Raw genomic sequence first — 24,976 nt, forward strand, 5'->3', positions numbered from 1 at the left:
AATCAATGAATTTTCTTTATGGCGAGGTTTGATCTAGGGGCCTATATCGCTATTGCCCGGCCAGATCACTGGTTTAAGAACGGCTTCATGCTTCTTGGCGTTCTGCTGGCCTTTTTCATCGAACCGCGCCTATTTAAAGAAGCCCGGTATCTTGATCTTTTCTTGGCTGTGGTGGCTGCCTGTCTGGTAGCCTCAAGTAACTATGTTATCAATGAAATCCTTGATGCTCCCAAAGACGCCCTCCACCCCACTAAAAAAAACCGGCCCATTCCTTCAGGGCGGATCTGTTTGCCGCTGGCCTACCTCGAGTGGTTACTTTTGGCCCTCCTGGGGCTGGGGATAGCCTATTTATTAAACGTGGCCTTTTTCCTTTCAGCCCTGGGGCTCTGGATTTCTGGTCTTATTTATAATATTCCGCCGATCAGGACCAAAGATGTTCCCTATGTAGATGTCCTAACGGAATCCATCAACAACCCTCTTCGTCTCTTCTTGGGGTGGTTTGCCCTTATTCCCAATCTGGTTCCTCCCCTTTCCCTGATCATCTCTTATTGGATGGCCGGGGCCTTCTTTATGGCCACCAAACGTTTTGCCGAATACCGGATGATAAACGACAAGGAACTGGCAGGCAATTATCGGGCCTCCTTTCGCTACTACAATGAGGAGAGACTTCTCCTTAGCATCTTCTACTATGCTGTAGCCTGTGCCTTCTTCTTTGCCATCTTCATCATCCGTTACCACTTAGAGCTTATTCTGGTGGCCCCTCTTTTTGCTGGTTTTTTCGTCTATTATCTTAAAATCGGCTTTCTTCCGGACAGTCCGGTCCAGCGTCCGGAGCATCTCTATAAGGAAAGAGGGCTTATGGTCTATCTGGTCGTCTGCCTGGTGTCTTTTATCTTTTTGCTTTTTACCCGGATTCCCATACTTTATAAGTTTTTCCGGGTGATCCCCAATCAGATCAATCCCCTTTGGGAATTTTAAGGAGAGAATATGCCTGGTATTGCGGGATTTTTCCTTAAGGAAGGTGGCGATTTTGTCTCTCTGGCCAAGAATATGGCCCAGACCCTGAGTCAGAATCGTAAGCATCACCTGAGTCTCTATGTGGCCCAGGATAGAGGGCTGGCCTTGTCACGGGTGGGATATTCCTTCCCCAATCTGGGGCCAGGGGCTGGTCTGCTAGAAGATGAAGATATAGCCTTGGTCTTTGACGGTGAGCTCTACGGCGAGACCCCCTCTCCTGATCCTCTTTTCCTCCAGAAATCTTTGAAAGAAAGGGGGCTCTCAGCCCTTTCAGAGCTAAGAGGGGTCTTTAGCCTGGCTGTCTTCGAAAAAGGGCCTTCAAGACTCCTTCTTATAAGCGACAAATTCGGCCTCAAACCCCTTTACTATACCCTTGTATCTCAAGGGGTCCTTTTTGCCTCTGAGATCAAGGCCCTTCTTTGTCATCCGGGTGTTTCCCGAGAGCCCGATATGGAGGCCCTGGCTGATTTTTTCTATTACGGCCATCTTCTTGGAGACCGAACCCCTTTTAGGGACATAAAGCTCCTTTCCCCCGGCAGTGTCTTGATTCTCTCTGAAGAGGGCACTTTTCGGGTAGAGCCTTACTGGCGTTTGAGGGAGCTCTTTGTTTCTCAAGAAGAATACGAAGATGGTCTGCTGGCCTCAGTGGTAGAGGCTTTCGGGGAGGCCGTCAGGAAGAGGCTACGCTTTAAAGAAGAGCTGGGGATCTCCCTTTCCGGAGGGCTTGATTCCCGGGCCATCCTGGCAGCCATGGAAGAGGAGGCCCGAAGGATTCCCTCCTATACCTTGGGGCTTAAGGGCTGTCAGGATGAGCGCTTCTCGGCCCAGATGGCCCAGATATGTGGGACGCGACACGTCTTTGTAGAGATAACCCAGGAACACCTCAAAGACTTTCTCGATCTGGCCGAAACCCTTATTCGCTTGAGCGACGGAATGTATCACCCCCATGAATCCACAGAAAAGGCCGCCCTTGAGTATTTCCGTCAGGCTCCCTTTAGGATCCTCCTTCGGGGCCACGGAGGAGAGATCGCCAAGGCCTCTCTGGCCTATCCAGTTCAACCCAGCCGGGAGCTTCTCGGCCTTAAAGACCCCGAGAAGGCCATGGGCTTTATCTTTCAGCGGGCCAATCTTGTCCTTCGAGATGTTGATCCCGGTAAACTTTTTCTTGCTGAGGAGCTAAAAAGAGAGAGCTCTCGGGCCCGGGAGGCCCTTGAAGAGGTCCTGGGCGAGGTGGCTGGCCTTCTTCACCCTGTAGATCTTTCTCTCTATTATTTCATTAAGGAGTATATCCGTCGCCAGGCGGTGGCTTCCCTGGCCATCTTCCGTAGCCAGGTGGATATTCGTCTTCCTTTTCTGGATGAGGACTTCCTGGCCCTTCTTCTCCGTCTTCCACCTCAGAGACGCTGGTCCGGTGAGGTTCACCTGGAGATCATCAAACGCTACCGGCCAGCCCTGATAAAGGTTCCCAACTCCAATACCGGGGCCCCCCTTGATGCCGGTCGAGTGAGGCTTTTTCTAACAGACAAATTCAACTCTCTCCTCAAAAAGCTCAGCCTGCCTGGCTTCAGGCATTATACCGAGTTTGATCGCTGGCAGAGGGAGCATTTTCGGGAAACCATAAAGAAGATCCTTTTTGCTGAGAGAACCTTGAAACGGGGAATCTATCACCCTGAGGGGCTTCGCAGGGTCTATGAAGCCCACGTCTCTGGCCAGCGCAACTATGCTCACCTCCTGGGCACCATGGTGGGGGTGGAGCTATGGTTCCGAAACTTTGTTGACTAACTCACCGACCAGAGGATCAGACCGATCCCGGTCAGGATCAGGGTGGCCAAAGAGAGGCGCTTGATCTTCTTCAGGGCCCTTATCTTCTGGGGAACAAATTCCACCGGGGGACCAAAGCTGGTCTGGTGAGGCTCGGGAAGGGGAGGCTCTGGGGAGGGGTTCTTTTTAAACCAGGCCTGGCTATAGCCGGTGCTAAGGATTATGGCCAGAGGGCGGGTGTAATGCCTGGTTTTAAAGGTAAGAAGCCCCTTTAGGCTCCGGTCAAAAAAATACTCACTCTTTTCCCTGAAGAGCCGCCGCTCTTCTTCGCTTGAGGCAAAAAAAGCCGCCAGATTAAAGACCTCGGCCTTTCTTATCTCCTGGGCGGCCCAGGTCTCGGTGGGGTATTCCAGGAGCTCCGGGCGGTCAAGATAGTAGTATTCGTGTTGGGCCATCCAGCGAGCGTAGTGCAGCAGGGCTGCTCGACCATAGGCAAACATTTCATCTAGGTCCTGCCATTCCATTTTAAGGAAGAGATAGCGCCCCAAGACCTGGAGGAAGACCAAGTACGACCAGCGCTCCTCGGGTTGGTCAAGCCCCCGTGCCTGGATGTCGTCTTCGGGATGGATGCAGCGGCGGATGAGCTCCTCGGCCTTCTGGATATATTTTCTCCTCTGGGTGAGCCGGAAGGCCTCAAGGAGGCAGTTTATGGAGTTGCCGGCGCCTCTCCCTGGTCCGTGATACCAGGGGTCTCTTGTCTGGCTGGCCAGACCACTAGGACTTCGGTCGATCCAGGTAAGGAGTTTGTAAGGACGATCCATATCTATTACGTGCTCAGCCAGTTCGATAACAGCCTCCCGGGAGCGAGGGTCTCCGGTGAGCAGGTGGTGCAGAAGGAGGCCCGAGGAGTAAAGGTGCTCATTGGAGGGGCCTCCTCCGGTAACTCCGGCGTCTCGAGAGTAGCAACGGTGAGTAGCCCGGTAGGCGTCAACATAGTGATAGGTGTGCCAGAAGAGGCCATGGTTGTAAGCAGGTTTGTCCTCATCTGTATGATAGATGTCTATATCATAGACATGTCTGGCCAGCTCATCGGCCAGATGAAACCAGCGTCTGTCCCCCGAACGGAGAAACCGGAAGAGACCTCCGTATATCACGTCATACTGGTTGTTGTAGTGGGATATAAGGGGAGTGGAGGCCTGGTTGAAGGCGTTTTCATGGTCGGCATAAAGGTCACCGAAATGGCGCCAGCCATATTCGTCAATTACTTCTCTCTTAACAAAGAAAGACTGCGGGCCTTCAATGGCCTCCTGAAGTAGATGGTGATAGAGACGATGCGGGTCCTCTTTCTCCGGAAGAAAGAAGTTAAGGGCTCCGCTTCTTTCTACCCAGGTCGAATCAAGGCAGGGGACAAGGGGAGCCGCGAGCCAGAGAAGGGAGGGAGGGGCAACACCGGCAGGTGAGAAGGCCAGCCAGAAGACGTGGGTTTTTCTCTCCCCTCCCTGGAGTTCATGAAGATCGGCGTGTTCTTCCGGAAACAGCCCCAGGCTGAAGCCTGACTCTTGGCACCTTAAGGCCTTGGGAAAGTTCTGCCAGAAGTGGGTCATCCCCAAAGATACCTGAGCCCCGAGGCCGGCCACACGCAGGAAAGGGGTGGCCCGCAGGCCTTGGCTAATCTTCCCGGGGGTCTTGAGCTGGAACCCCTTAAATTTTAAGGGGATTTTCCCATGACGATTTACGTGATTTCGACTCTGCCAGTTATCTCCACCGCTGGAGTCCTGATAAAGAGTCATCTGAGGAGGATGGAGGTAAAGGGGTTCGGTGTGGCTATCTGGCTGAATCCAGGCCTCTCTGATGGGCGTCTTAAGGAGGAAGGAGAAATCCCTGATGAACATGGAGCCTGGATCTCCCAGATCCCAGTAGCCACCCCGATGACGAGCCCTCCGGGGATTGAGGAGCTCTACTTCCACCCGAACCATAGAAAGCCCGGCAAAAAAGGAGAGCCTCTGCCGAAAACGGAGGTCAAGCCCTTGACGCCGGCAGCGGAAAGTTCCCCGGACAAGTAAGGTGGCTCGTAGGGGGCCAGAGACCTCAAAGGTGGCCTTTTCTCTCTTAAAGGGTACTTCCTGGCCCCGGCTTCCTTTGAGGCGCCAGAGAAGGCGCATTTGAGGGGCTTTCTCAGGCAGAATTACGACCTCTGGAAGGACATCCTCCAGGGAGAGTCTGAAGACAGCCGCTCCGGTGTTGATCTCCAGGCCGGCGGGCCCCTTATGGGTGCTAAGGCTGACAGGGGGCTTTGAGGGAGGCCCCTGGATAATAGAGTAAGTAGTCTTTCCTTTGGGCGGAAGCGTGGCCAGAAAATCAACCAGGGCCCACTTGATACTTCTGTCAGGCCATCGGACCAAAGGGGTGACCTGGCAGGGTACGGCCTGGCCCTTTTCGTCCACTAAGGCCAGCTCTTCTGGCTCCCGGACAAACCCGCGGGGCCAAGGGACCCCTACACTTACGGGTTCTCCAAGACGCTTAAGACCTAGAGGTTCTTCAAGAAAGATAAGGCTCCCTGGAGGCATGATTTTTTTAATGCTGTTATTGCTAAATAATGCCTATAATAAAAAACCAAATCTTTTTCTTTCTTTTTACTCCTATCGGGAGGATATCAAAACTTCTTTTGTCTCTTCTTTTTTGGTGCCCTTACAGAAACCCTGTTAATGAGGGACAAAATAGTCGATGCCCTTCCCATTAATATTTGCTGAGGTCCGGATTTAGTTCGATATGATATCCAGATGTGATATAAAGATCCCTCCTGGAGGCCCGCATATGAAGGACAGACGCAGATTTTCCCGGGTTCCCTTTAAGACCGAGGTTGAGGTCCTGTTTGAACGGCGCCGCTTGGCGGCCAAGAATCTTAAAGACATAAGCCTTAAAGGTCTTTACGTGGTTGCTCCCGAGAGGCCCCCTGTAGGAGAAATCTGTCAAGTAAAGGTCAAACTTACTGGGGCCGAGCCCCCGGTCGAGCTTATCTTTACCGGTGAGGTCGTCCGTCATGGACCGGACGGCTTCGCTATAGTGGTTACAGAGACCGATCTTGAAAGTTTTGCCCATCTGCGGAAACTTCTATCCTACAATCTGGCCGATCCGGAAAAGATCGAGGCCGAGCTAGGTCGACTAATCAGATAAAGGATTGAAGCCTTTTCTTCAAGGAGGAGGTCGTGTCTAAAAAGACGAGTAAAAAACTCTATCAGGAGACCAAAAGAAAGCTCTTTCAAGAAAGACCACTGGGTTGGGATCGGCTTAGGGACAAGGAAGAAGAGGTCTTCGAATATGCCAGGGGCTATCGGGACTTCATCTCCCAGGTGAAAACGGAAAGGGAATGTGCCGATTTTATCCTCACCCGGGCCAGGGAGGCCGGATTCTCTCTCTTTGAGGAGGCCACCCCCAAAAGCGAGCGCCTGATCTTCACCAACCGCGGGAAGGCCCTGGCCCTGGCGGTTCGGGGGGAGGAAGGCCCCAGAGGGCTTAAGATCATCGCCTCCCATATTGATTCCCCCCGGCTTGATCTTAAACCCAATCCTCTCTACGAAGAGATGGACCTGGCCTATCTTAAGACCCACTATTATGGGGGAATCAAGAAGTTTCAGTGGTTGGCCCGTCCTCTGGCCATCCACGGGGTGGTTATCAAGGCTGACGGTCGTCGCGTTGACTTTGTCCTCGGCGAGGAGGGGCCGGTCTTCTGTATCAATGATCTACTGCCTCATCTGGCTCGAAAGGCTCAAGGGGAAAAGAAGCTCTCGGAGGCTATTGCCGGCGAGAAGTTAAATGTTCTTTTTGGTGGTCTCCCTTTTCCGGCGGAGGAGGGGGCTGCTGAAAGGGTCAAGTTGGGAGTGCTTAAGATTTTATCCGACCGTTTTGGCCTGGTGGAGGAAGACTTTGTCTCTGCCGACATCGAGATCGTTCCCGCCGGGCCGGCCAGAGACGTGGGCTTGGATGGGGCCTTTGTGGGTGGCTATGGTCAAGACGATCGCATCTGTGCCTTTACATCACTGACCGCCCTCCTTGAGGCCCGAAGACTTCCGGAGACCGTGCTTCTTCTCTTTCTGGATCGGGAGGAGATCGGCAGTGATGGCAACACCGGGGCCAAGAGTCGCTTTCTGGAACTGGTCCTTTCTCGTCTGCTTCGCCTCTGGGGCGAAAGGGCCCTTGAGGCCGACTCGGTTCTGGAGCTCCTTTTTCGCACCCGGGCCATCTCTGCCGACGTTACCGCCGGCATGGATCCTGACTGGCCAGAGGTTCACGAAAAGCGCAACGATGCCAAGATGGGGCGGGGGGTAGCCATAAGTAAGTATACCGGCCACGGAGGTAAGTATGGTGCCAGTGAGGCCCGGGCCGAATACATGGGCTGGCTGCGTCAGGTGCTAAATCGCGCCGGAGTAACCTGGCAGGCCGTAGATTTCGGCAAGGTGGACGAAGGTGGCGGAGGCACGGTGGCCAAGTATCTGGCTTTTCAGGGTCTGGATATCGTTGACATGGGCCCTCCACTTCTTTCTATGCACTCTCCCTTTGAGATTTGCCACAAGGTCGATCTTTTTGAGACGCATCGGGCCTACCGGGCCTTTCTGGAGGCCGAGTAGTCCATGGATGAAATCATTCAAGAGGGAGATTGGGTTCTGCTCCTTTCTGCCAGCCGGAGCTATCTTCTTAGGGTTGAGGACCGTTCATTTCAGACCCATCGCGACAGCCTCCCTCTGGCCTCTCTTGTCGGGCGAAGATTTGGCGAGGTGGTAAGGGGTAAAAAGGGGGAGGCCTTCTTTGCCCTCAGACCGACTATTTACGACCGGATCATGAAGATCCGTCGGGTCACCCAGATCATCTATCCCAAGGATATTGGCTATATCTTACTCAAATTAGGGGTGGGGCCGGGGCAGACGGTGATTGAATGCGGTACCGGGAGCGGAAGCCTCCTTTTGGCCTTGGCCTGGGCGGTGGGGGAGGAGGGCCGGGTAATCACCTACGAGCATAACGAACGTCATCTCCAGCAGGCCAAAGAGAATCTTATCCGGGCCGGACTCACCGAAAGGGTGATTTTTAAAGGGCCTGAGGCCCGGGCCTTTGAAGAGGAAGAGGTAGCTGACGCCCTTTTTCTTGATTTGAAGACCCCCTGGGAGCTTATTCCTTCGGCCTGGCGGGCCCTCAAGGGAGGGGCCCCCCTGGGGATCCTTGTTCCCACCGCCAACCAGGTCTCTGAGGTCCTTAGATCCCTTGAACAGGAGGCCTTTTGTGCCCTGGAGGTCTTAGAGACCATGATCCGCTTCTATAAGGCCAATCCTGAACGTCTCCGGCCCGAAGATCGAATGATAGGTCACACCGGCTACCTCATCTTTGCTCGCAAGGTATATTCATCTTCTTCGCCGCCAGGCCAGGAAGAAGATCAGCACAGCCCCGGTGATAAAACCGCCGATGTGGGCCCACCAGGCGATTCCCCCTCTCAGTTCTCCGGGGATGAGGAGGGCGAAGGTTCCGCTTAGGAACTGGATCAAAAACCAGAAGATCAGAAAGACGAAGGCGGGGATCTCAACGATGGTCACCAGGAAGAAAATGGGCACCAGGGTTAAAACTCGGGCCCGGGGAAAAAGCAGAAGATACCCGCCCATGACCCCAGAGATGGCCCCTGAGGCCCCGACCATAGGCACCCCAGAGAAGGGGTGGGCGCTGAGCTGAGAGGCGGCTGCCCCCAGACCAGAGAGGATATAAAAAAGAAGATACCGCCCGTGTCCTAGCCGATCCTCGACGTTGTCTCCAAAAATGTAGAGCATCCACATGTTGCCAATAAGATGAAGCCAGCCGGCGTGTATGAACATGGAACTAAAAAGGGGGACAAGCCAGCCCTCTATGGCTAAAGGATCGACCTGGAGAAGATAGTTGAAACGGGCCGGAATCAGGCCGTATTCCCTGACCAGGGTCTCAAGACCCTTAGGCCCCAGGATGAGCTCATAGACGAAGACGGCCAGATTCAGGCTGATCAAAAGGTAGTTTACAGCCGGGAAGGTCCGTGAAGGGATGTTGTCCCTTAGGGGAAACATGGACTTTGCTTAGAAGCCGTCTTCCTTGCTCGGGGCCGGTTCGCTTTTCAAGGGAAGAATGAAGTAGAAGTTGTTACCCAGGGGTTTGGGCTCGTAACCGACCACACCACCATGGACCTCGATGACCTTCTTGACAAAATGAAGGCCGTGCCCGGTGCCCGGTTCGTTTTCTATATTGGTGCCCCGGTAGCCTTCGTGGAAAATTTTCTCCACATCCTGGGGGGAGAGATGGGGGCCGGTGGTAAAGACATTGAATTTTATCCCTGGTTTCCCAGGGCCAAAGTAATCGGGGATAATTTCTCGACCGAAGGCCATAAACTTCACCTTGTGTCCCTGGTTTTCCACCTCCCGAGTATATTTTTCAGCGTTGGAGAAGAGATTGGCATAGACCTGAGAGAGAAGCCCCACATCCACAGCCAGGGGGATGTCCTCATCCTCAGGGATACCGCCCAGACGGTTGTCTATCTTAATGCCTCGTCGAAGCAGACGCTTCTCATAGCGTTCAAGCTGGGGGGCGATTATCTCCTTGTAGAAGCGGCAGGGCCGCTTTCTAAGGACTAGCTCCCCCCTTTCGAAGTGATCCCGTCGCAGAAGGGTCTCCAGAAAAAGACTGGTGTTCTCATAGTGTTTTTCGATCTCTTTGATCTCTGTTTCTATTTGGCATCGGATGTTAAAGATCCCTGCGGCCAAACGCTTTATACGTTCAAGATTCGGCGGTTCAGAGGAGGAGAGTTCCTCTCTTAAGGCTGTCTCCAGCTCCCCCAGTCTCTTTAACTCTCGACGCAGGCGGTTGAAGAAGATTCGGTAGCGCAGGTTGGGCACAATGACATTGTGCTCGATGTCTGCCACCAGATTGTTGATAAACCTTAAGTGACGAATGTTTTCGGCGGCCAGGATCTTGTTGTGAAGGTTGTAGCCGATCCGATTGGCATATTTTTCAAAAAAAAGACGATCTTTGTCGTCCATCCTCTCCAGAGGAAAGGCCTCCAGGATCCCGATGACTTCCTCCTCCTGATGGAAGGGAAGCTTGGTGATCAGGCGGCGGTTCCCGCGAATGGGACAAAAGAGGGAACCATTTTTCTCGTAGGGGGTTTCCGAAAGACAGAGGGTCTTTGGAGCCATGGTTCCCGGCGGCAGAAGCCCCTTTTGGCTGTCGGCCACCAGGTAGAGGCGCCCGTCTTTAGACAGGATATACAGACGACACTGGTAGCCCAAGAATTCTCGAGGAATGGTGACACAGATACGATAAAAGTTGTCTAAGGTTTCATACTCCTGGGCCAGATCAAAAAAGGCCCGCAGGGCCCGGCCCTGGACATGACTAAAGGAATATCTTTCGTAATCCCTGATTTTTTGTTTCACCCTTTGGACAATTGGTTCTAAGTCCTTGGTAGCGACTTCCTCACCCATTTGGCCTACCTGATTAAGAGTTTGTCATGGACAAGGGTGCTTCCACCTCACGGAAAGCAACAGAATCTGGACCAAGTTTACTAAAACTTTCCTCGAGTGCAAAATCATTTCCTCCCGAGGATAGCACTCTCCTAAAGGATAAGCATGGCATCCCCGTATGAGAAGAAGCGATACCGCCGGGTGATGGCCTCCCGATAGGCGGCCAGAATCTTCTCTCTTCCGGCAAAGGCCGAGACTAAAACAAGGAGCGAGGAGCGGGGCAGATGAAAGTTGGTTATCAGATGGTCTACTATCTTAAAAGAGAATCCCGGATAGATATAAAGATCGCACCAGCCCTTCATTGGTTCAAGCTGTCCGCTACGGCCGGCGTGCTCCAGGGCCCTTAAGGTGGTCGTCCCGCAAGCAAAGATGGCCCGCTTTTCCTGGCGGGCCAGGTTTATAAGGCGGGCTGTCTGGGGGCTTACTTCGATATATTCGGCGTGGATCTGGTGGTCCCTTATGTCCTCGACCTTCATGGGCGCAAAGGTCCCGTAGCCTACGTGAAGGGTAATGCTGGTGATGATGATCCCCCTTTCCCTCAGCCTCAAGAGAAGCTCCTCGGAGAAGTGAAAGCCGGCGGTAGGGGCGGCTACAGCTCCCGGACGGCGGGCAAAAGGGGTCTGATACCGGAAGCGGTCTTCGGCAGTGTCCGGGCGCCGAATATAGGGCGGAAGAGGGACATGGCCTACGCGTTCAAGAACTTCGAGGAGATCTCCGGAGCCCTTAAGGATAACCTCTACTTGGCCATTTTTGCCAACAGCCGTAATCTCTGCCTCAAGCCCCTCTGGAAATATAAGTTTAAGACCTATCCGGGGCCTTTTTCCTCGAAAGAGGGCCGGGACGGGTCCGCTTTGCGGTAGCCTTAGAAGCAAAAGTTCCACCCGGCCACCACTTCTTTTGCGTCCGATAAGCCGGGCCGGAAAGACCCGGGTATCATTGACCACCAGAAGATCCCCAGGTCGAAAGTATCTTTCTATGTCCCCAAAGCGGCGGTGCTCGAGCCTTCCGCTGGCTCGATCGAGGACCAGGAGCCGGGATTCAGTCCGTTTTTGGGGAGGATACTGGGCAATGAGCTCCTGGGGGAGTTCGTAGTCGTAGTCCTTAAGGCGGAACATGGGCTTATTTTAAGAAGCCTTGGTAAAGGCTGGCAATGCCTGTAAGGATGGATGGAGCTCCCCTTTAGGGACCCCATCCAATCCATCAGACCTTAAGGCCAGTGACTGTTTCCTTTAATTTCTGAGATTCTCGGTGGAGGAGGCGGGCGCGTTCGGTAAGCTCCTGGGCCTCCTTTAGATTTTTGGCAGCCTCAGACTTTAAGAAGGCAATTCGCTCCTGAACGATCTCGGTGCTCCCTTGGCAACTCTGGACCTGACGATTGATTTCCTGGTAAGTGGCGGTTTGTTCCTCTACGGCTGTGGCCACGGTATTGGCCGCATCCTGCATCCTGGAGGTGGCGGCTACGTTCTCGGCGACGCTGTTTACGGCGGCCCGGATGTCCTGGAGAATGGCCTCAATGATAGGGGCAATCTTTTCGGTGGCCTCGGCTGTCTGGCGGGCCAGCTCCTTGACTTCGCCGGCCACCACGGCAAAGCCTTTTCCGGCCTCCCCGGCCCGGGCGGCCTCAATGGTGGCGTTTAAGGCCAGAAGGCTGGTTTGATCGGCAATGGATCGAATAAGCTCCACTACCGAGTGTATCTGTTGGGCCCGGCCACTTAACTGGTCGATGATCTCCTTGCTCTGGTTCATGCTTTCGGCCAATTTTTGGGCCTCTTCAGCCGCCAGGCCGGTATTTTCGGCGATCTCTCGGGTGGCCTGGGCCAGGTTGTCGATCATGGTGGCCGTCTCTCGCATAAATTCCACCAGGGCCTTGGTGTCTCCCAGGGCTTCCTCTGAGGCCTTAAGGGATCCTTGGGCCTCGCCCAGCATTTCTTTGGCCATAGAGTCGAGATCCCCGGCCGCCCCTCCCACCTCTTCGGCCGAGCCCTTAACCTCTCTTACCAGCGAGGTGATGTGATCCAGAAAGCGGTTAAAGCTGACGGCCAGCTGGGCCAACTCGTCTCGACCGTTGGTCTTCAGGCGCTGGGTGAGATCACCCCGGGACATCATCTGGAGGATCTCCACCAGGTTCTCTATAGGCTTTAGAATAGATCTAGTTAGAGCTGATCCCAAAAAGCCCAGGCAGAGAAGGCTAAGTGCCAATACCACCAAAGAAAAAGTCACCGTTTGGGCCACGATGTCCTGGCTTTCTTGAAGAAGGGCAGCGGTCCGAGAGCCTAGATCTTGAGAGCTTCCGCGCAGCAGGCCCTCAAGACGCTTAAGGTCGGCCATGACCTTCTTCTGGCTGCTGGCGACCTTTTTCTTTATGGCCATCACTGTGGCCGCGGCATCATCCAGGTCGTATAGAAGATCGGCCAGAGAGCGCAGAGGCCGGGCCTCGGAACTCGGAAGCGAAGCCGCCTTTTGGGAGACGCTCTGGACAGTTTTTTCCACCCTGGCTGACATCTGGCTAATATCTACAACCTTTGGGGAGTAAAGAATTTCAGCAGATAATTTATGATAAGCGGCAAAGGCGTTCAGGATCTCCCTCCAGAGTCTGAGGGCCTTTTCTGATCGGAGTTGTTCCTGCACTATTAGTGAACGATTGAGTATTTCTTGTTCCACATTGCGAAAGGCTTTTCTGTTTTCCTTAAGGGCTTCTATTCTTATTGAAAATACTTTTATCTCTTCTGCTATCTTCTTTATTTCTTTTTTGTTTCTTTTTGCTTCTATCTTTTTGAACTGCTCTTTGAATTTGTCGAGATAATCTTTCTCTCCTGTTTGCAAAAAAAGTGTCAGATTGGAATGAATGTCTCCGATAATTTTGGTGATTTCAAAGTTTGAGTTGCTCTCTTCTAATAAATCCTCGGCCGCCTTTTTTATTTCTAACCCTTTGCTGGAGACTTCTTTTAATTTTATCCAGTTTAAAGTAGTAAGTATAATGAGAGCTAATCCTGCTATTATTAGTAAAGAAAATAGCCGAATTTTAACAGAATATCTTCTTAATGCTTCCATTTTTATCTCCTCTAGAAGCGGCAATCTAACAGGAGATAAAAGTCTGTTAGTTCTTGATCGGTTTTTTGTGGCTCTCCAATGTGCCATCCGCTAAGGCTGTAGTCATAGTTTATGTATGTGTATCCTGCCCGAAGGAAGAGATTTTTGTTGAAGGGTTGAATATAATAGAAGTCAAAAACATCGCCCCTTGAGGCAAGTTTGTTGTATATCTCTGTGCTACCCTGGGTAAAACTGAACCAGTATTTGCTCCCATGGTTGTACTCAAAGCCGATTTTGGGGTGATTGAGCCTGGCCCAGGGAAGGGTGTACCTGAACCCGGTATAGATGGCCCATCCGGTGCGATCCTTGTTCCCGTAGGTTGAAAGGAGCCCTACATTACCAAGGCCCACAGAAGAGAGGTTTACCCAGTTTCCATTGGCATCGCTCTTGTTAAGCCCCCAAGAAAAGAAGACGTCCAGTCCAGAGAAAAGCTGAGGAACCTGAACATGGAGGCCGAAGATTTGCATATCACCCAGGTTTTTCTGGGTATTGGTGGGAAGATCGACAAAATTCCACCCCTTAACCCAGCTCAGGACCAAAAGGCTCCTGGGCAGGCTTGGCAGCTCGGTCTCAAAAAAGAGCCCCAAGACGTTTAAGTCGTCCAGCCCCCGACGATCGTCAAGGTAGATATAAAAATCGTCATCTGACTGGTAGCCTTTCCCGTAGGCAATACGAAAACCGGCGTTCTTCCAGCCCAGATAGCGCTCGAGACCTATTGTGGCCACAACGCCGTCGGCCTCACCGTCAAAGAGAAGGGCCGGATAGGTGGACTGACGGACACGATTTTCTTTGAATTCAAAGGGAGGGCCTTCGGTGGAGGGGTGCCGCCCAAAGGTCAGGGCCAAGGGCACCGGGGCCTGAGGGATGATCCAGTCCACATAGGCCCGATCAAGCTTGAGACTGGTGTTGTCAGGCACATGGGCCCGATTTGGATCAGAATACATGGTGATCCGATCGCTATCGGCCCAGTTTTTATAGACGGCCAGCCGGCCATGGAAGAGAAGGTTCGGCCGTATCTTGGCCTCCAGGTTGAGACGAAAGCGGTTACTCCAGTAGTTGTCGTTTACCCAGTCGCCCTTCTGTTGGGTGTTGGGGTCCAGATAGTCCCGCAGGCGATAGAAATCCACCCTGGTGCGGAGTTCGGCCCCCAGATTGATCTTATCCTTAAGGGTCTTGGTCTCCACCTCGTCCAGGGTATCGTAAATCTCGGCAATGTCTTTCTCCATTCGCTTGGTCCGGGCTTCAAGTGACTGGCCTCCGGCCCGCTCTCTTTCCAGCTGTTCCACGCGTTTCTGGAGGGTGTCCAGACGCTTTAAGATCTCCTTGTAGGCCTCAGCGGGAATGGTGACCATCTCCTGGGCCAGGGCTAAGTGGGCGGCTAAGGTGAGGCTCAAAAGGACTCCCAAAGTCAATATCATCCTCTTAACCATGGACTCTCCTCCTTTCCTTACTTGGGGATGACCGCAGCCTCGGGCTGATCGCTGTCGGCGGCATGGCTTTCAAGATAGGAGACAATCTCCTGGAGTTCTTGAGGGGCGATCTTTGAGCTGAGGTCTACTGGATGACGCTGGCGGCGGAAGTATTTTTTCCAGACCAGGGCCGCTTTGTCGGCGGGATTAACCGGCGGGGCCTGGCCTCCTTTGCGGTGGCAGGAACCACACTTGGAAAGAAAAAGTTCCTGGCCTCCGGCAAAGGATGGTGAAAAAGACCAAAGACAAGACATGAACACCAAAACAGCGAGAAGGGGAACCCGTTTCATAAAGCCTCCTTCGCTTCAGCTTTGTAAGGCCTTATCGGAGGACAAGTTGCGGTTCTTAAGTGAAATTTTTCTCTTTGCTGAAAGATGCAAAATTTCATTTCAAAAATTGCTGCAAGCAATTTTTGAACTTTGTCTGAAAAGAGCCCTGGAGGGATAAATTTTGACCAGGGAGGTGTTAAAGATCGAACTTGCTGGCGGCTACAGCTACGGCGGCCAGAGCCGCGGTCTCTGCCCGAAGGGTGGCCCGACTCAGACGGACGGAGAGATAGCCAAGAGTTTGGGCCAACTCCACCTCCTCCGGGCTAAAACCTCCTTCAGGGCCGACTGCAAGGGTAAGGGGGGCGGAGTTAAGAGCTTCGGGCAGTCTTCTCTGTTCTTCTTTTTCATGGAGGATAAGGTTTGTAGCCGTTCGAAAATTCTTGAGGGCCTCTTTAAAAGGAAGAGGACCAATTATCTCCGGGAGGTGGAGTCGTCCGGACTGTTTGAGGGCCTCTATGGAGATGCGCTCAAGGGTTTTGAGCTTTTCCTTTCCAGGTCGGTGGACGATACTGTAGCGGCTCTGAAAGAGAACGATTCTGGTGGTTCCCAGTTCGGTGGCTTTCTGGACAAGCCAGCGAAGCCTTTCGCCTTTTATTAACCCCTGAAGGAGGGTAAGGGCCGGCGGCGGGGGGGCCTTGACCAGGCTTTTTATTCCCTCCACCAATACCCCTTTTTTGTCGATTTTTATCACCCGGGCCAGCAGGAGCCCGCCCTTTCCATCAAGAAGCAAGATTTCCTGGCCCGCTCTGGCCCTGAGGACTCGAGCCAGGTGGTGGCCTTCTTCCGGGGAAAGCCAGAGTCTCTCTCCCGCCTGGGCCTGGGGGCAGAAGAGGCGCCTTAAGCCATCTTTCTGAGAACAAGAGCCGTCCATTCTCCGAATTCTTTGTCGATTCTTTCCTCAAGGAGAAGAAAGTTATGCCTCCCGTAGGTCTCAACAAGCCCTTCTTTTTGCTCCTTAAGGATACCGGAGAGGATGGCCAGGCCCCCGGTCTTAAGGTGCCTAGCGATATCTGGAGCCAGGAGTTCTAGCTCATAGGCCCCGATGTTGGCCAGAACAAGATCAAAGAGATCGGCCAGCTGGAAAATAGGGCTGGTGGTGATGGTCACCCGTCTGTGGACATCGTTTTTGAGGACATTATTCCGGGCCACCTCGGCGGCCTCTGGATCAATGTCTATTCCCACCACGGCCTTGGCCCCTAATTTGGCGGCGCAGATGGCCAGGATCCCGGTGCCGGTGCCCACATCCAGCACGTAGGGACAGAAGAGCCCTTTTTCAAAAAGCTCCTCCAGGATCTCTATTACTAAATAGGTTGAGGGGTGACTTCCGGTTCCGAAGGCCAGGCCCGGGTCTATCTCCACGACAATATCTTCCGGTCGGGGAATATAGACCTCCCAGGAAGGCTTAACGACTATCTTTTTGCCCAATCGGCGAGGGGCAAAGAGCTCTTTGAGACCCCTGGTCCAATCCTCCTCAAAAAGGAGCCGGGTTTCCACCGGCCATTTAAGAACTCCGGGAAAGGTCTCCTCGAGATCGGCCAAATAGCGTAGAAGCTGACCCAGAGACGAGGAGAGGACATCTTCTTCACTAAAATAGGCCTTGATTCGCTCTCGCCAAGGTTCATCTCCGCTGTCCGGAGGCAGGGACTCCACCACTACCCCCCTGCCGGTGAGATTGCTTAAAAAGTAGCCCACGGCCTCGGCGGCCTCCTGGGGCACGGTAACTGCGGCTTCGATCCAGAGCTTTTTCATTGACTCAAGACCTCAGGTGATTCTTCAGACCTCAAGTTTGGCTTTTGATCCTGGAAACATCGTGCCTTCATGCCTTAGGGATAAGCCCCCGGAAAGGGAAGGAGCTGACGGCGATCTCGTGTAGCCGCCTGCAGCCTTACATTGTTTAAATATTGTTTAAGTCATTTTTTATAATTCAAAAATCAAAACTTACAAATATTAGTCAATAATTGTTTAATTTTTTCTAAAAAGTTAAAGCACAAAGCTAAACATTCAGTCAAGTTTAGAAAAGATCTAGACGATTCCTTAGTTATAAGTTTCTCAGGGAGGTGATTATGCTCCAAAGATTCCTGAAAAAACAACTGACCAGTCTTCCCCTGGAGATAAGGCTACTCGGGGCACTTATTTTAGCCTGTCTTCTTTCTCTAGCCGGCCTCTACTGGTCGAAAAACCTTTATCTAGCCATTATCTTGGCCTTTATCTTCTCGGTAATTATCGTCTTTGGTTTGGTTAAAAAAGGGCTTTCCTCTCCCTTAAGGGAGACCCTTTCCATCCTTGAGGAGATAAACCGTGGTCACCTCCGAGAGATGGAGCCCCCTTTGGTGGCCAGGGAGGTCTATCTTCTTTCTCTGATGATCAACAATCTCGTCTATAGCATGGGGCAGTTGGTCTTCACCCTCAAGACCCAGGGTGATTCTCTGGAGAAGGCCTCAGGCCATCTTCATCTGGTAAATGGAGAGATAAAAGCCGGGGTTCAAGAGGCGGATCAGGAGATGATGGAATTGGTAACCGCTTCCAGACAGGCCGCTGAAAGCCTTTCGGCCGTAGCCCGGGCCAGTGAGGAAATGGCCACCGCTACGGCAGATATCGCCAAAAGCGTGGCCGAAGCGGCCCAGGTGACCACTAAGGCCCAGGAAAAGGCGGTGGTAACCAACGAACTGATAAAAAGATTGAGCACCAGCTCAAAGAAGATCGGAGAGATTATTCAGGTGATCAACTCTATTGCTGAGCAGACCAACCTTCTGGCCCTAAACGCCACCATTGAGGCCGCCCGGGCCGGGGAGGCCGGAAAAGGCTTTGCCGTGGTCGCCGGCGAAGTCAAGGAGCTGGCCCGCCAGACGGCCAAGGCCACTGAGGAAATCGAGCACACCATCCGAACCATTCAGAAGGATATTGGGCAGGCTGTGGCCTCGGTGGAGGAGATCACCCAGATTGTCCATCAGGTAAATGACCTCTCCAACACCATCGCCAGCGCCACGGAGGAGCAGACAGCCACGGTCTCAGAGATTAAAGAGAGCATTACTCAGGGGGCTGAGGGGGTTCGAGAAATAGAAAAGCGGTCTGAGAATATGGCCCGGCGAATTAGGGCCTTCGCCGCCCTTACGGCCAAGCTCGACCTGGCCCGGGAGGTCATTGAGGATTTGGCTCAGGAAATACGGCTGGTGGCCAATCAGTACCGAATAAGTCCGGAAACGGTTCAGAGGGCCGAGGCCAATGCCCTGGGCCACCTTAAGCTGACTGGAATCCTCATGCAGCACTTTCAGTGGCGGGAGAAGGTTCTTCAGGCCATCCTCAAAGAGGAGATTCCTCAGGTAGAGACCAACCCCACCCGTTGTGCCCTGGGGCGCTGGCTCTCCCAGGCCGAGATAAAAGGCCAGGAAGAGAGAGAAATCATCGACCGTCTCGTTCCTGTCCACAGCCAGCTTCATCAATCAGTAGTTAAAATCCAGGAGGACCTTAAAGGGGGAGGGGGGCTTGAGGCGGCCCTGAAAAGGCTCCACCAGGAGATAAAGCCTTGTTTCGACCAGGTACTTCATCATCTTCGGGAGCTTATCGAGTTCTCTCGCAAGGGGGTCACCTCCTCCTGATCTTGGTTGACATCTGATGCCTATCTTCCTAGGCTTAGGGGCCATGAAGATAGGCATCATTGGTTTGCCAGGCTCGGGGAAGACAACCATTTTTAATGCCCTTACTGGCCGGGGAGCAGAGCTCTCCCGGGCCGGGGCCTGGCACCGGGGGACTAATCTGGCGGTGGTTCAAGTGCCCGATGCTCGGCTCTCGGCCCTGGCCCGTCTCTTTAACCCCTCCAAGATAACCCCGGCTACGGTGGAGTTTGTCGATGTGGCCGTAGAGTTTTCTGAGGATAAGGCTCGCGATGGTCGTCTAGAGGAGCTAATTGCTGCCCTTCGTCCGGCCCAGGCCCTCTTTCATGTGGTTCGGGCCTTTGACCTGGCTGGTCTCCCGCCCCAGCCCCAGGCTGATCTTGATCGCCTGGAGTCCGAACTGGTGATCACGGATCTCATTTCCGTTGAGAGACGGCTTGAGCGCCTTGAAAAAGATGCCAAGAGAGGAAAAAGGCCCCCTGCCAGGGAGTATGAACTTCTCTTAAAGGCCCGGGAGATGCTTGAGGCCGGCCGTCCCTTAAGACTCGACCGGGAGATCTCAGAGGCCCCGGAGCTCAAAGGTTTTGCCTTCCTTACCGCCAAACCGGTGGTGGTGGTCCTCAACCTGGGCGATGAGGCCGAAGCCCCCAGCCTTAAGGTTGAGGCGGCGGCCCTGGTGGTCATAAGGGGGGCCCTGGAGCTTGAAGTCAGTCAGCTTCCCTCGGAGGAGGCTGAGGTCTTTCGGAAGGAATACGGGCTTTATGAGTCGGCGGTGGATCATCTCATCCAGGCCGGATACCGGGTTCTTGATCTCATTTCCTTTTTTACCGCCGGGGAGAAAGAAGTTAGAGCCTGGACCATCCGGGCCGGAACCACTGCCGTCAAGGCGGCGGGGGCTGTCCACTCCGATATGGAACGGGGCTTTATCCGGGCCGAGGTTATCTTCTGGGAAGATTTAGTTCGTCTGGGGTCATATCAGGCGGCCCGAGAAGAGGGGCTGCTGCGTCTTGAGGGCCGGGACTATATCGTTCAAGACGGCGATGTGGTCATCTTTCGCTTCAAGGTTTAAAAAATGGCGGTGATCGTCCATAACCGCTGGGGGCGGGGGGTGCCGGTGAGAAAACTCCAGGCCCTTTTAGAGAGGGCTCTGGGGATCCTTGAGCTTCCCCCCGAAACTGAGCTGGCCCTGGTCCTCACCACCGATGAGGATATAACCAGGCTCAATAGAGAGTATCTGGGCCGCGACCGACCGACTAATGTCCTCTCCTTCCCCCAGGGGGGGGAGATTCTTGGAGACATCATTGTCTCGGTGGACACGGCCAAAAGGGAGGCCCGTAAGCTCTCTTGTCCCTTGTTAGAACGCCTTCTTCACCTCGCCATCCACGGACTCTTACATCTTTTGGGTTACGACCATGAGCTTGGGGAGAAAGAGGCCCGAAGGATGGCCCACGCCGAGGGCCAGCTCCTTAAGGCCCTGGTTGGCCGGGACTTTGGCCTTCTTAAGAATATATACGAGATCTTTCCAGAAAGGAGGCTGGATGTGGCGAAGTTAGCCGTAAATGTAGATCATGTGGCCACTGTAAGGGAGGCCCGTAAGGTGGACTACCCTGATCCCGTTCAGGCTGCCACTTTGGCCATCCTCGGCGGGGCCCATGGTATCGTTGTCCACCTGAGGGGAGACCGGCGTCATATTCAGGACCGCGATGTCCGCCTTCTGCGTCAGATTGTTACCTCGAGGCTCATTCTGGAGATGGCCGCTACCGAGGAGATGATCTCCTTTGCGGAGGAGGTAAGACCTGACCAGGTAACCTTAGTCCCGGAGCGACGTCAGGAGGTGACCACCGAGGGAGGGCTGAACCTTAAAGGACGGGTCAAAAAGATCGCCCCCGTAGTCTCTCGCCTCAAGGAGGCGGGTATCGAGGTGAGTATCTTCATCGATCCGGATCCGGCCCAGATTAGACAGGCAGCCAAGGTGGGGGCTGACATTGTTGAAATCCATACCGGCCATTACGCCGAGGCCCGGGGGAGGGAAGCCGTGGCCGAAGAACTGGCCCGTGTGGAGGAGGCGGCTAAGCAGGCTCGAGATCTGGGGCTTATGGTTCACGCCGGTCATGGTCTCCACTATGACAACATCTCTTCAGTGGCCGCTATTGCCGAGATAGAAGAATTCAGTATCGGTCACGCCATTGTCTCTCGGGCCATATTTGTGGGGTTCAAGGAGGCTGTGGCCGAGATGAGGGCCCTTATTGAAAAGGCGGCCCTTTTTAGACAAAGATGATCCTGGGGTTGGGGGTAGATATAGTTCAGATCTCCAGGATTGAGGCGGCCCTCAAGCGCCATGGCAGGCGCTTTGAGAATCGCCTTTTTACCGCTGAGGAGCTGGCCTATTGCCGAAAGCGGCCCCGGCCGGCCCTCCACCTGGCTGGCCGCTTTGCCGCCAAGGAGGCGGCTTCTAAGGCCCTGGGAACGGGTATGAGAGGGGTCTCCTTCAGGGAGATAGAGATTATCCGTGAGCCTTCTGGTCGCCCGGGGCTTAGGTTCCATGGCCGGGCAGCTGAGGTGGCCCGGGCCCTTGGCGTCCGCACAGCCTTTGTTTCGCTTTCTCATGAGCAAGGTGTGGCTGTGGCGGTGGTCGTTTTGGAGGGATGAAGATGTACCTTTTTACGGCTCAGGAGATGCAATCTCTGGACAGAGCCACTATTGAGGATCTGGGTATCCCCGGGCTTATCCTTATGGAGAACGCCGGCCGAGGAGTGGCTGAGCTTGTCTGCCGCCGCTTTTCCTCTGGCGCTCGGGTGGCCATCCTGGTGGGTCCGGGGAACAACGGAGGCGATGGTCTGGTCATTGCCAGGCATCTTAAGGCCCGCGGATTTGAGGTTACAGCCTATCTTCTGGCCCCGGAGGAGAAGTTTCGTGGGGATGCAGCCGTAAACCTCAGGGCGGCCCGGGCCCACGGAGTGGCCCTGGTAGCCATCCTTAAAGATTCTCTCCTTCCTCTTCTTGAGGCCGGTCTTGGGCAAGCCGAGGTCATCGTTGATGCCCTCTTTGGCACCGGCCTCAGGCGGCCTATCCAGGGGCGATTGGCCCAGGCCCTAGAGATGGCCAATAGATCTCCTGCCTACCGGATAGCTGTGGACATGCCATCTGGGATCTGTGCCGATACGGGTAAGGTCCTGGGGGTGGCCTTCAGGGCCCACCTTACGGCCACCATGGCGGCCCCCAAGCTGGGGCAGGTACTTTTCCCAGGGGCAGAATATGTCGGCCAGCTGAAGATAATAGACATTTCCATGCCCCAAGATCTCATCTCTCGGCAGGCCAAACCCAGATATCTGCTTGATCCAGATCTTCTCCGGCCATGGCTTCCTCGGCGTCCTCCGGAGGGGCACAAAGGGACCTTCGGGCACGTGCTTGTAGTGGCCGGCTCTCCAGGCAAGACGGGGGCGGCCGCTCTTGCGGCCATGGGGGCCCTAAGGGCTGGGGCCGGTCTGGTGACGGTAGCCGCCGGTAAAGGGGTGAATTCCATCCTGGAGACCAAATTGACGGAGGCTATGACCCTTCCCCTTCCAGAGACTTCAGAGGGATCCCTGGCCCCAGAGGCCATCGAGCCTATTTTTTCCTTCAGCAAACGGCTACGGGCCGGTGTCATTGGCCCTGGTATGGGCCTTCATCCGGGCACCAAGGATCTGGCCAGGAAGATCATCCTGGAGTTTCCCCACCCCCTGGTGGTGGATGCCGACGCCCTGACGGTGGTCGCGGAGATGGGGCCCCAGATGCTTGGCCAGAGTCCGGCTCCCAGGGTCCTTACCCCCCATCCGGGTGAAATGGGCCGGATCTTTGGCCTCAGTGCCCGGGAGATCCAGGCCGGGCGCTTGAAATATGCCCAAAGTCTGGCCCAGGTTACCGGGGCGGTGGTGGTCCTTAAAGGGGCCAGAACACTGATCGCCGAGGCGGAGGCCCTGGCCATTAACCCTACAGGGGGGCCGGGGATGGCTACCGGAGGCTCGGGAGATGTGCTCTCGGGCATCATTGCGGCCCTTCTGGCCCAGGGGCTCCCGGCCTTCTGGGCGGCCTCTCTGGGGGTTTATATACACGGTCTGGCCGGAGAGGCCCTGGCCGAGGAGAGAGGGCCGTTCGGATTTTTGCCCACAGAGCTGGCGGACCGCCTTCCCAAGACCATCCGGGAGTTCATCTCCCTACAGGAGTTATCACTAAAATTAGGAGACGGCCTGCTTGGAGAAGATAACTGTCGTCAGCCAAAGCCCTGAGGAGACTAGATCTCTGGCCCGTCAGATAGGCGAGGGCCTTAAGGGAGGGGAGATCGTTCTCCTCTACGGTGATTTGGGGGTGGGCAAGACGGTTTTTGTCCAGGGACTCGCCGAGGGGCTAGGGGTGCCTGAAGACTACTATGTAGTCAGTCCCTCCTTTTCTTTGATAAATGAGTATCCCGGTCGTCTTCGCCTCGTCCATGTAGATCTTTACCGCCTTGAACCTGCCCAGGTGGAGGATCTGGGCCTTGAGGATTACCTTGAAAAAGACTCGGTGGTAGCTATCGAATGGGCCGAAAGGCTTCCTTCGGATTTAATCCCAGAAGAGGCCATCCTGGTGCGTATGCAATACCTTAAGGAAGACCAGCGACGTCTGGAGATTACTCTACCACCCAGACAGCACACCCCTTAGCATAGTGAACCACTTTATTAGAGACGCTGCCAAAGAGGAACTCCTCGGCCTTGGAAACACCACGGCGGCCAACAACAACAGTGCCAAATCTTCCGCTGGTCTGCTCCTCCAGGATGACCCGGGCCACCGATTCCCTTGTGGGCCTGACCTTGATTATTACCTCTTCTCGGGGAATTCCGGCGGCCTCAAGCCGGTCTTTGGCCTTTTCAAAGACTTGAAGCATGGCCTTCTCATGGGCCTCCTTGGCCTTTTGCCGCTCGCCTTCATCGGGAAACAGGTCTGCCGGGGGCTCCTTAACTACATGAAAGAGCTCTATAAAGATTTCCTTCTGGCCTCCCAGCATCTGGGCTACATATTCTACGGCCCTCATGGCGTTTTCTGAGGGGTCAAGGGCGATTAATATTCTCTTAGGTGGATACATGTCTGCCCTCCTTGGCCATTTTTACTACTGGGGCCAGGTCTTCCAGTAACTCTTCTACTGATTCATAGAAGACCTCGGCCCCCGTAGAAAAATGCATCAGGACGTAATTTAGCTCCTGGGGAATGTAGGGAAAAAGTTTTTTAAGGTTCATGATTCGCCAGCGGTAGATGAGGCTGAAATCGGATTCATCTATTCTTTGGGCCACCTCTTTCCCCAGCTCCTCGGCCACTCTGGCCGGGGTATAGATCCCCCCGCCGGCTAGAAACAGGAGAATGCTTCCTAGACCAAAGATGTCTAGACCAAAGGGATTTTCTTGATAGTCGAAGTTGTAGTCGAAATCTATCCATTTGGGAGTCATGGTCTCTGTTTCTAAATAAAGATGGTCTCTGCGGACGTCTCCATGGCGTTCTCCGTGGGCGTGAAGGAAGGCCAGGGCCCGGGCGCCGATGAGGAAATATTCCAGGAAGCGGGGGAAGTGATCCCGAAAGTAGCGGTAGTGGTCAAGGGCAAGCTGGGCCACAAAATAATCGATGGGCTTTCCCCGAATGATTTCAATGACCCGAACCGGATTGCCCCGAGTGTCCCGGACGGTGAAGCCCTGCATGAAGTTAGGGTGCCCTCGGACGAGATCCAGGATACGGGCCTCCTTTTCCGGGCTACGATAGCAAATGATGGTAATCTCTCCCAGTTTGAGGGGAAAAGATTCGTGAAAGGTGAGCTTTACGATCCGGTGTTCGCCCGTTTCTAACTCTATGGTGCGCTTGACCCAGTACTTCGGTTCATCCATACCAAAACGGCGCTCTTTTTCCTCCCTGAGGACAAGGTAATGCCGCTTGCCGATGCAAATAATGTCATAGGGATTGATGCGCATAAAGTCACTGGTGTCGGTAAAAAGACGCGGTTTTTTCCCGGGCGGAAGATAGGGGGTGGCTAGCTCCAATATCTTTTTATCAGGCATCATTACATAAGATGATACTTGTGGCCGAATTATCAACGCCTATGAAAAGGGGCCTTGCCTGATAAGACTAAAATCTGCCTGGAGGATTCCGGCCAGGGGGGCCAAAAAGACGGCCCCCCTTTT

At 54.1% G+C, this 24,976-nt stretch carries 21 protein-coding genes and 1 pseudogene; 11 read left to right on the forward strand and 11 right to left on the reverse strand.

Annotated features, from left to right (window positions below):
* The first annotated feature begins 18 nt into the window (after positions 1-18).
* Positions 19-978 (forward strand): UbiA prenyltransferase family protein, encoded by a 960-nt coding sequence (locus tag G4V39_RS10140; RefSeq protein ID WP_166032825.1) that lies wholly within the window; start codon positions 19-21, stop codon positions 976-978.
* A gap of 9 nt (positions 979-987) precedes the next feature.
* Positions 988-2,799 carry an asparagine synthetase B family protein gene (locus G4V39_RS10145; RefSeq protein WP_166032826.1) on the forward strand — a complete coding sequence of 604 codons (1,812 nt, stop codon included), beginning with the start codon at positions 988-990 and terminating at the stop codon, positions 2,797-2,799.
* Here G4V39_RS10145 and G4V39_RS10150 read toward each other — a convergent pair.
* A complete protein-coding gene (locus G4V39_RS10150; protein ID WP_166032827.1) occupies positions 2,796-5,345 on the reverse strand; it encodes an RIFT barrel domain-containing protein in 2,550 nt (849 codons plus the stop codon). The genes G4V39_RS10145 and G4V39_RS10150 overlap by 4 nt on opposite strands.
* A gap of 247 nt (positions 5,346-5,592) precedes the next feature.
* Between G4V39_RS10150 and G4V39_RS10155 the strand changes: the two genes are divergently transcribed.
* The 3 genes and pseudogenes from G4V39_RS10155 to G4V39_RS11340 form a co-directional block, all read left to right on the forward strand.
* Positions 5,593-5,952, forward strand: a complete 360-nt coding sequence (locus tag G4V39_RS10155; RefSeq protein ID WP_166032828.1) for a PilZ domain-containing protein — start codon at positions 5,593-5,595, stop codon at positions 5,950-5,952.
* A gap of 32 nt (positions 5,953-5,984) precedes the next feature.
* The gene (locus G4V39_RS10160) at positions 5,985-7,403 is read left to right on the forward strand and encodes an aminopeptidase (RefSeq protein ID WP_166032829.1); all 1,419 of its coding nucleotides are present in this window, start codon (positions 5,985-5,987) and stop codon (positions 7,401-7,403) included.
* 210 nt (positions 7,404-7,613) lie between these two features.
* A pseudogene (locus G4V39_RS11340) lies at positions 7,614-8,099 on the forward strand (tRNA (adenine-N1)-methyltransferase); the annotation flags it as partial.
* 69 nt (positions 8,100-8,168) lie between these two features.
* On the opposite strand, the gene G4V39_RS11345 reads toward G4V39_RS11340, so the two are convergent.
* The 8 genes from G4V39_RS11345 to prmA form a co-directional block, all read right to left on the reverse strand.
* Positions 8,169-8,852: a rhomboid family intramembrane serine protease gene (locus G4V39_RS11345; protein ID WP_246169676.1), complete on the reverse strand. Its 684-nt coding sequence runs from the start codon at positions 8,850-8,852 to the stop codon at positions 8,169-8,171.
* 9 nt (positions 8,853-8,861) lie between these two features.
* Positions 8,862-10,259 (reverse strand): sensor histidine kinase, encoded by a 1,398-nt coding sequence (locus tag G4V39_RS10175; protein ID WP_166032831.1) that lies wholly within the window; start codon positions 10,257-10,259, stop codon positions 8,862-8,864.
* A 131-nt stretch (positions 10,260-10,390) separates the two neighbouring features.
* Entirely contained in the window at positions 10,391-11,413 is a 1,023-nt protein-coding gene (gene queA, locus G4V39_RS10180) for a tRNA preQ1(34) S-adenosylmethionine ribosyltransferase-isomerase QueA (RefSeq protein WP_166032832.1), read from the reverse strand.
* Positions 11,414-11,498: 85 nt separating this feature from the next.
* Positions 11,499-12,926 (reverse strand): methyl-accepting chemotaxis protein, encoded by a 1,428-nt coding sequence (locus tag G4V39_RS10185; RefSeq protein WP_181494268.1) that lies wholly within the window; start codon positions 12,924-12,926, stop codon positions 11,499-11,501.
* Positions 12,927-13,360: 434 nt separating this feature from the next.
* Positions 13,361-14,818, reverse strand: a complete 1,458-nt coding sequence (locus tag G4V39_RS10190; protein ID WP_166032834.1) for a DUF3373 family protein — start codon at positions 14,816-14,818, stop codon at positions 13,361-13,363.
* Between the two features lie 17 nt (positions 14,819-14,835).
* Positions 14,836-15,147, reverse strand: a complete 312-nt coding sequence (locus tag G4V39_RS10195) for a c-type cytochrome (RefSeq protein WP_210412098.1) — start codon at positions 15,145-15,147, stop codon at positions 14,836-14,838.
* A 175-nt stretch (positions 15,148-15,322) separates the two neighbouring features.
* Positions 15,323-16,057 (reverse strand): RsmE family RNA methyltransferase, encoded by a 735-nt coding sequence (locus G4V39_RS10200; RefSeq protein ID WP_166032835.1) that lies wholly within the window; start codon positions 16,055-16,057, stop codon positions 15,323-15,325.
* Positions 16,024-16,935: a 50S ribosomal protein L11 methyltransferase gene (prmA, locus tag G4V39_RS10205; protein ID WP_166032836.1), complete on the reverse strand. Its 912-nt coding sequence runs from the start codon at positions 16,933-16,935 to the stop codon at positions 16,024-16,026. The genes G4V39_RS10200 and prmA overlap by 34 nt, the downstream gene beginning before the upstream one ends.
* Positions 16,936-17,249: 314 nt before the next feature.
* On the opposite strand from prmA, the gene G4V39_RS10210 reads away from it, so the two are divergent.
* Genes G4V39_RS10210 through tsaE form a run of 6 tightly spaced genes read left to right on the forward strand, consistent with a single transcriptional unit; the run spans position 17,250 to position 23,474 of the window.
* Positions 17,250-18,782 (forward strand): methyl-accepting chemotaxis protein, encoded by a 1,533-nt coding sequence (locus tag G4V39_RS10210; protein WP_166032837.1) that lies wholly within the window; start codon positions 17,250-17,252, stop codon positions 18,780-18,782.
* Between the two features lie 16 nt (positions 18,783-18,798).
* Positions 18,799-19,866, forward strand: a complete 1,068-nt coding sequence (locus tag G4V39_RS10215; RefSeq protein ID WP_166032838.1) for a redox-regulated ATPase YchF — start codon at positions 18,799-18,801, stop codon at positions 19,864-19,866.
* A gap of 3 nt (positions 19,867-19,869) precedes the next feature.
* Positions 19,870-21,075, forward strand: a complete 1,206-nt coding sequence (locus G4V39_RS10220) for a pyridoxine 5'-phosphate synthase (protein ID WP_166032839.1) — start codon at positions 19,870-19,872, stop codon at positions 21,073-21,075.
* Entirely contained in the window at positions 21,072-21,446 is a 375-nt protein-coding gene (locus G4V39_RS10225) for a holo-ACP synthase (protein ID WP_166032840.1), read from the forward strand. Before G4V39_RS10220 ends, G4V39_RS10225 begins: the two co-directional genes overlap by 4 nt.
* A complete protein-coding gene (locus G4V39_RS10230; RefSeq protein WP_166032841.1) occupies positions 21,443-23,062 on the forward strand; it encodes an NAD(P)H-hydrate dehydratase in 1,620 nt (539 codons plus the stop codon). The genes G4V39_RS10225 and G4V39_RS10230 overlap by 4 nt, the downstream gene beginning before the upstream one ends.
* The gene (gene tsaE, locus G4V39_RS10235; RefSeq protein WP_210412100.1) at positions 23,028-23,474 is read left to right on the forward strand and encodes a tRNA (adenosine(37)-N6)-threonylcarbamoyltransferase complex ATPase subunit type 1 TsaE; all 447 of its coding nucleotides are present in this window, start codon (positions 23,028-23,030) and stop codon (positions 23,472-23,474) included. The genes G4V39_RS10230 and tsaE overlap by 35 nt, the downstream gene beginning before the upstream one ends.
* On the opposite strand, the gene G4V39_RS10240 is transcribed toward tsaE, so the two are convergent.
* On the reverse strand, positions 23,443-23,895 hold the full coding sequence (locus G4V39_RS10240; protein WP_166032842.1) for a universal stress protein: 453 nt from the start codon (positions 23,893-23,895) through the stop codon (positions 23,443-23,445). The genes tsaE and G4V39_RS10240 overlap by 32 nt on opposite strands.
* Complete coding sequence (locus tag G4V39_RS10245; protein WP_210412102.1) at positions 23,882-24,853, reverse strand: hypothetical protein; 972 nt, start codon at positions 24,851-24,853, stop codon at positions 23,882-23,884. Before G4V39_RS10245 ends, G4V39_RS10240 begins: the two co-directional genes overlap by 14 nt.
* Positions 24,854-24,976 lie beyond the last annotated feature (123 nt).

It is taken from the genome of Thermosulfuriphilus ammonigenes (genome assembly GCF_011207455.1).
Taxonomy (GTDB): Bacteria; Desulfobacterota; Thermodesulfobacteria; order Thermodesulfobacteriales; family ST65; genus Thermosulfuriphilus; species Thermosulfuriphilus ammonigenes.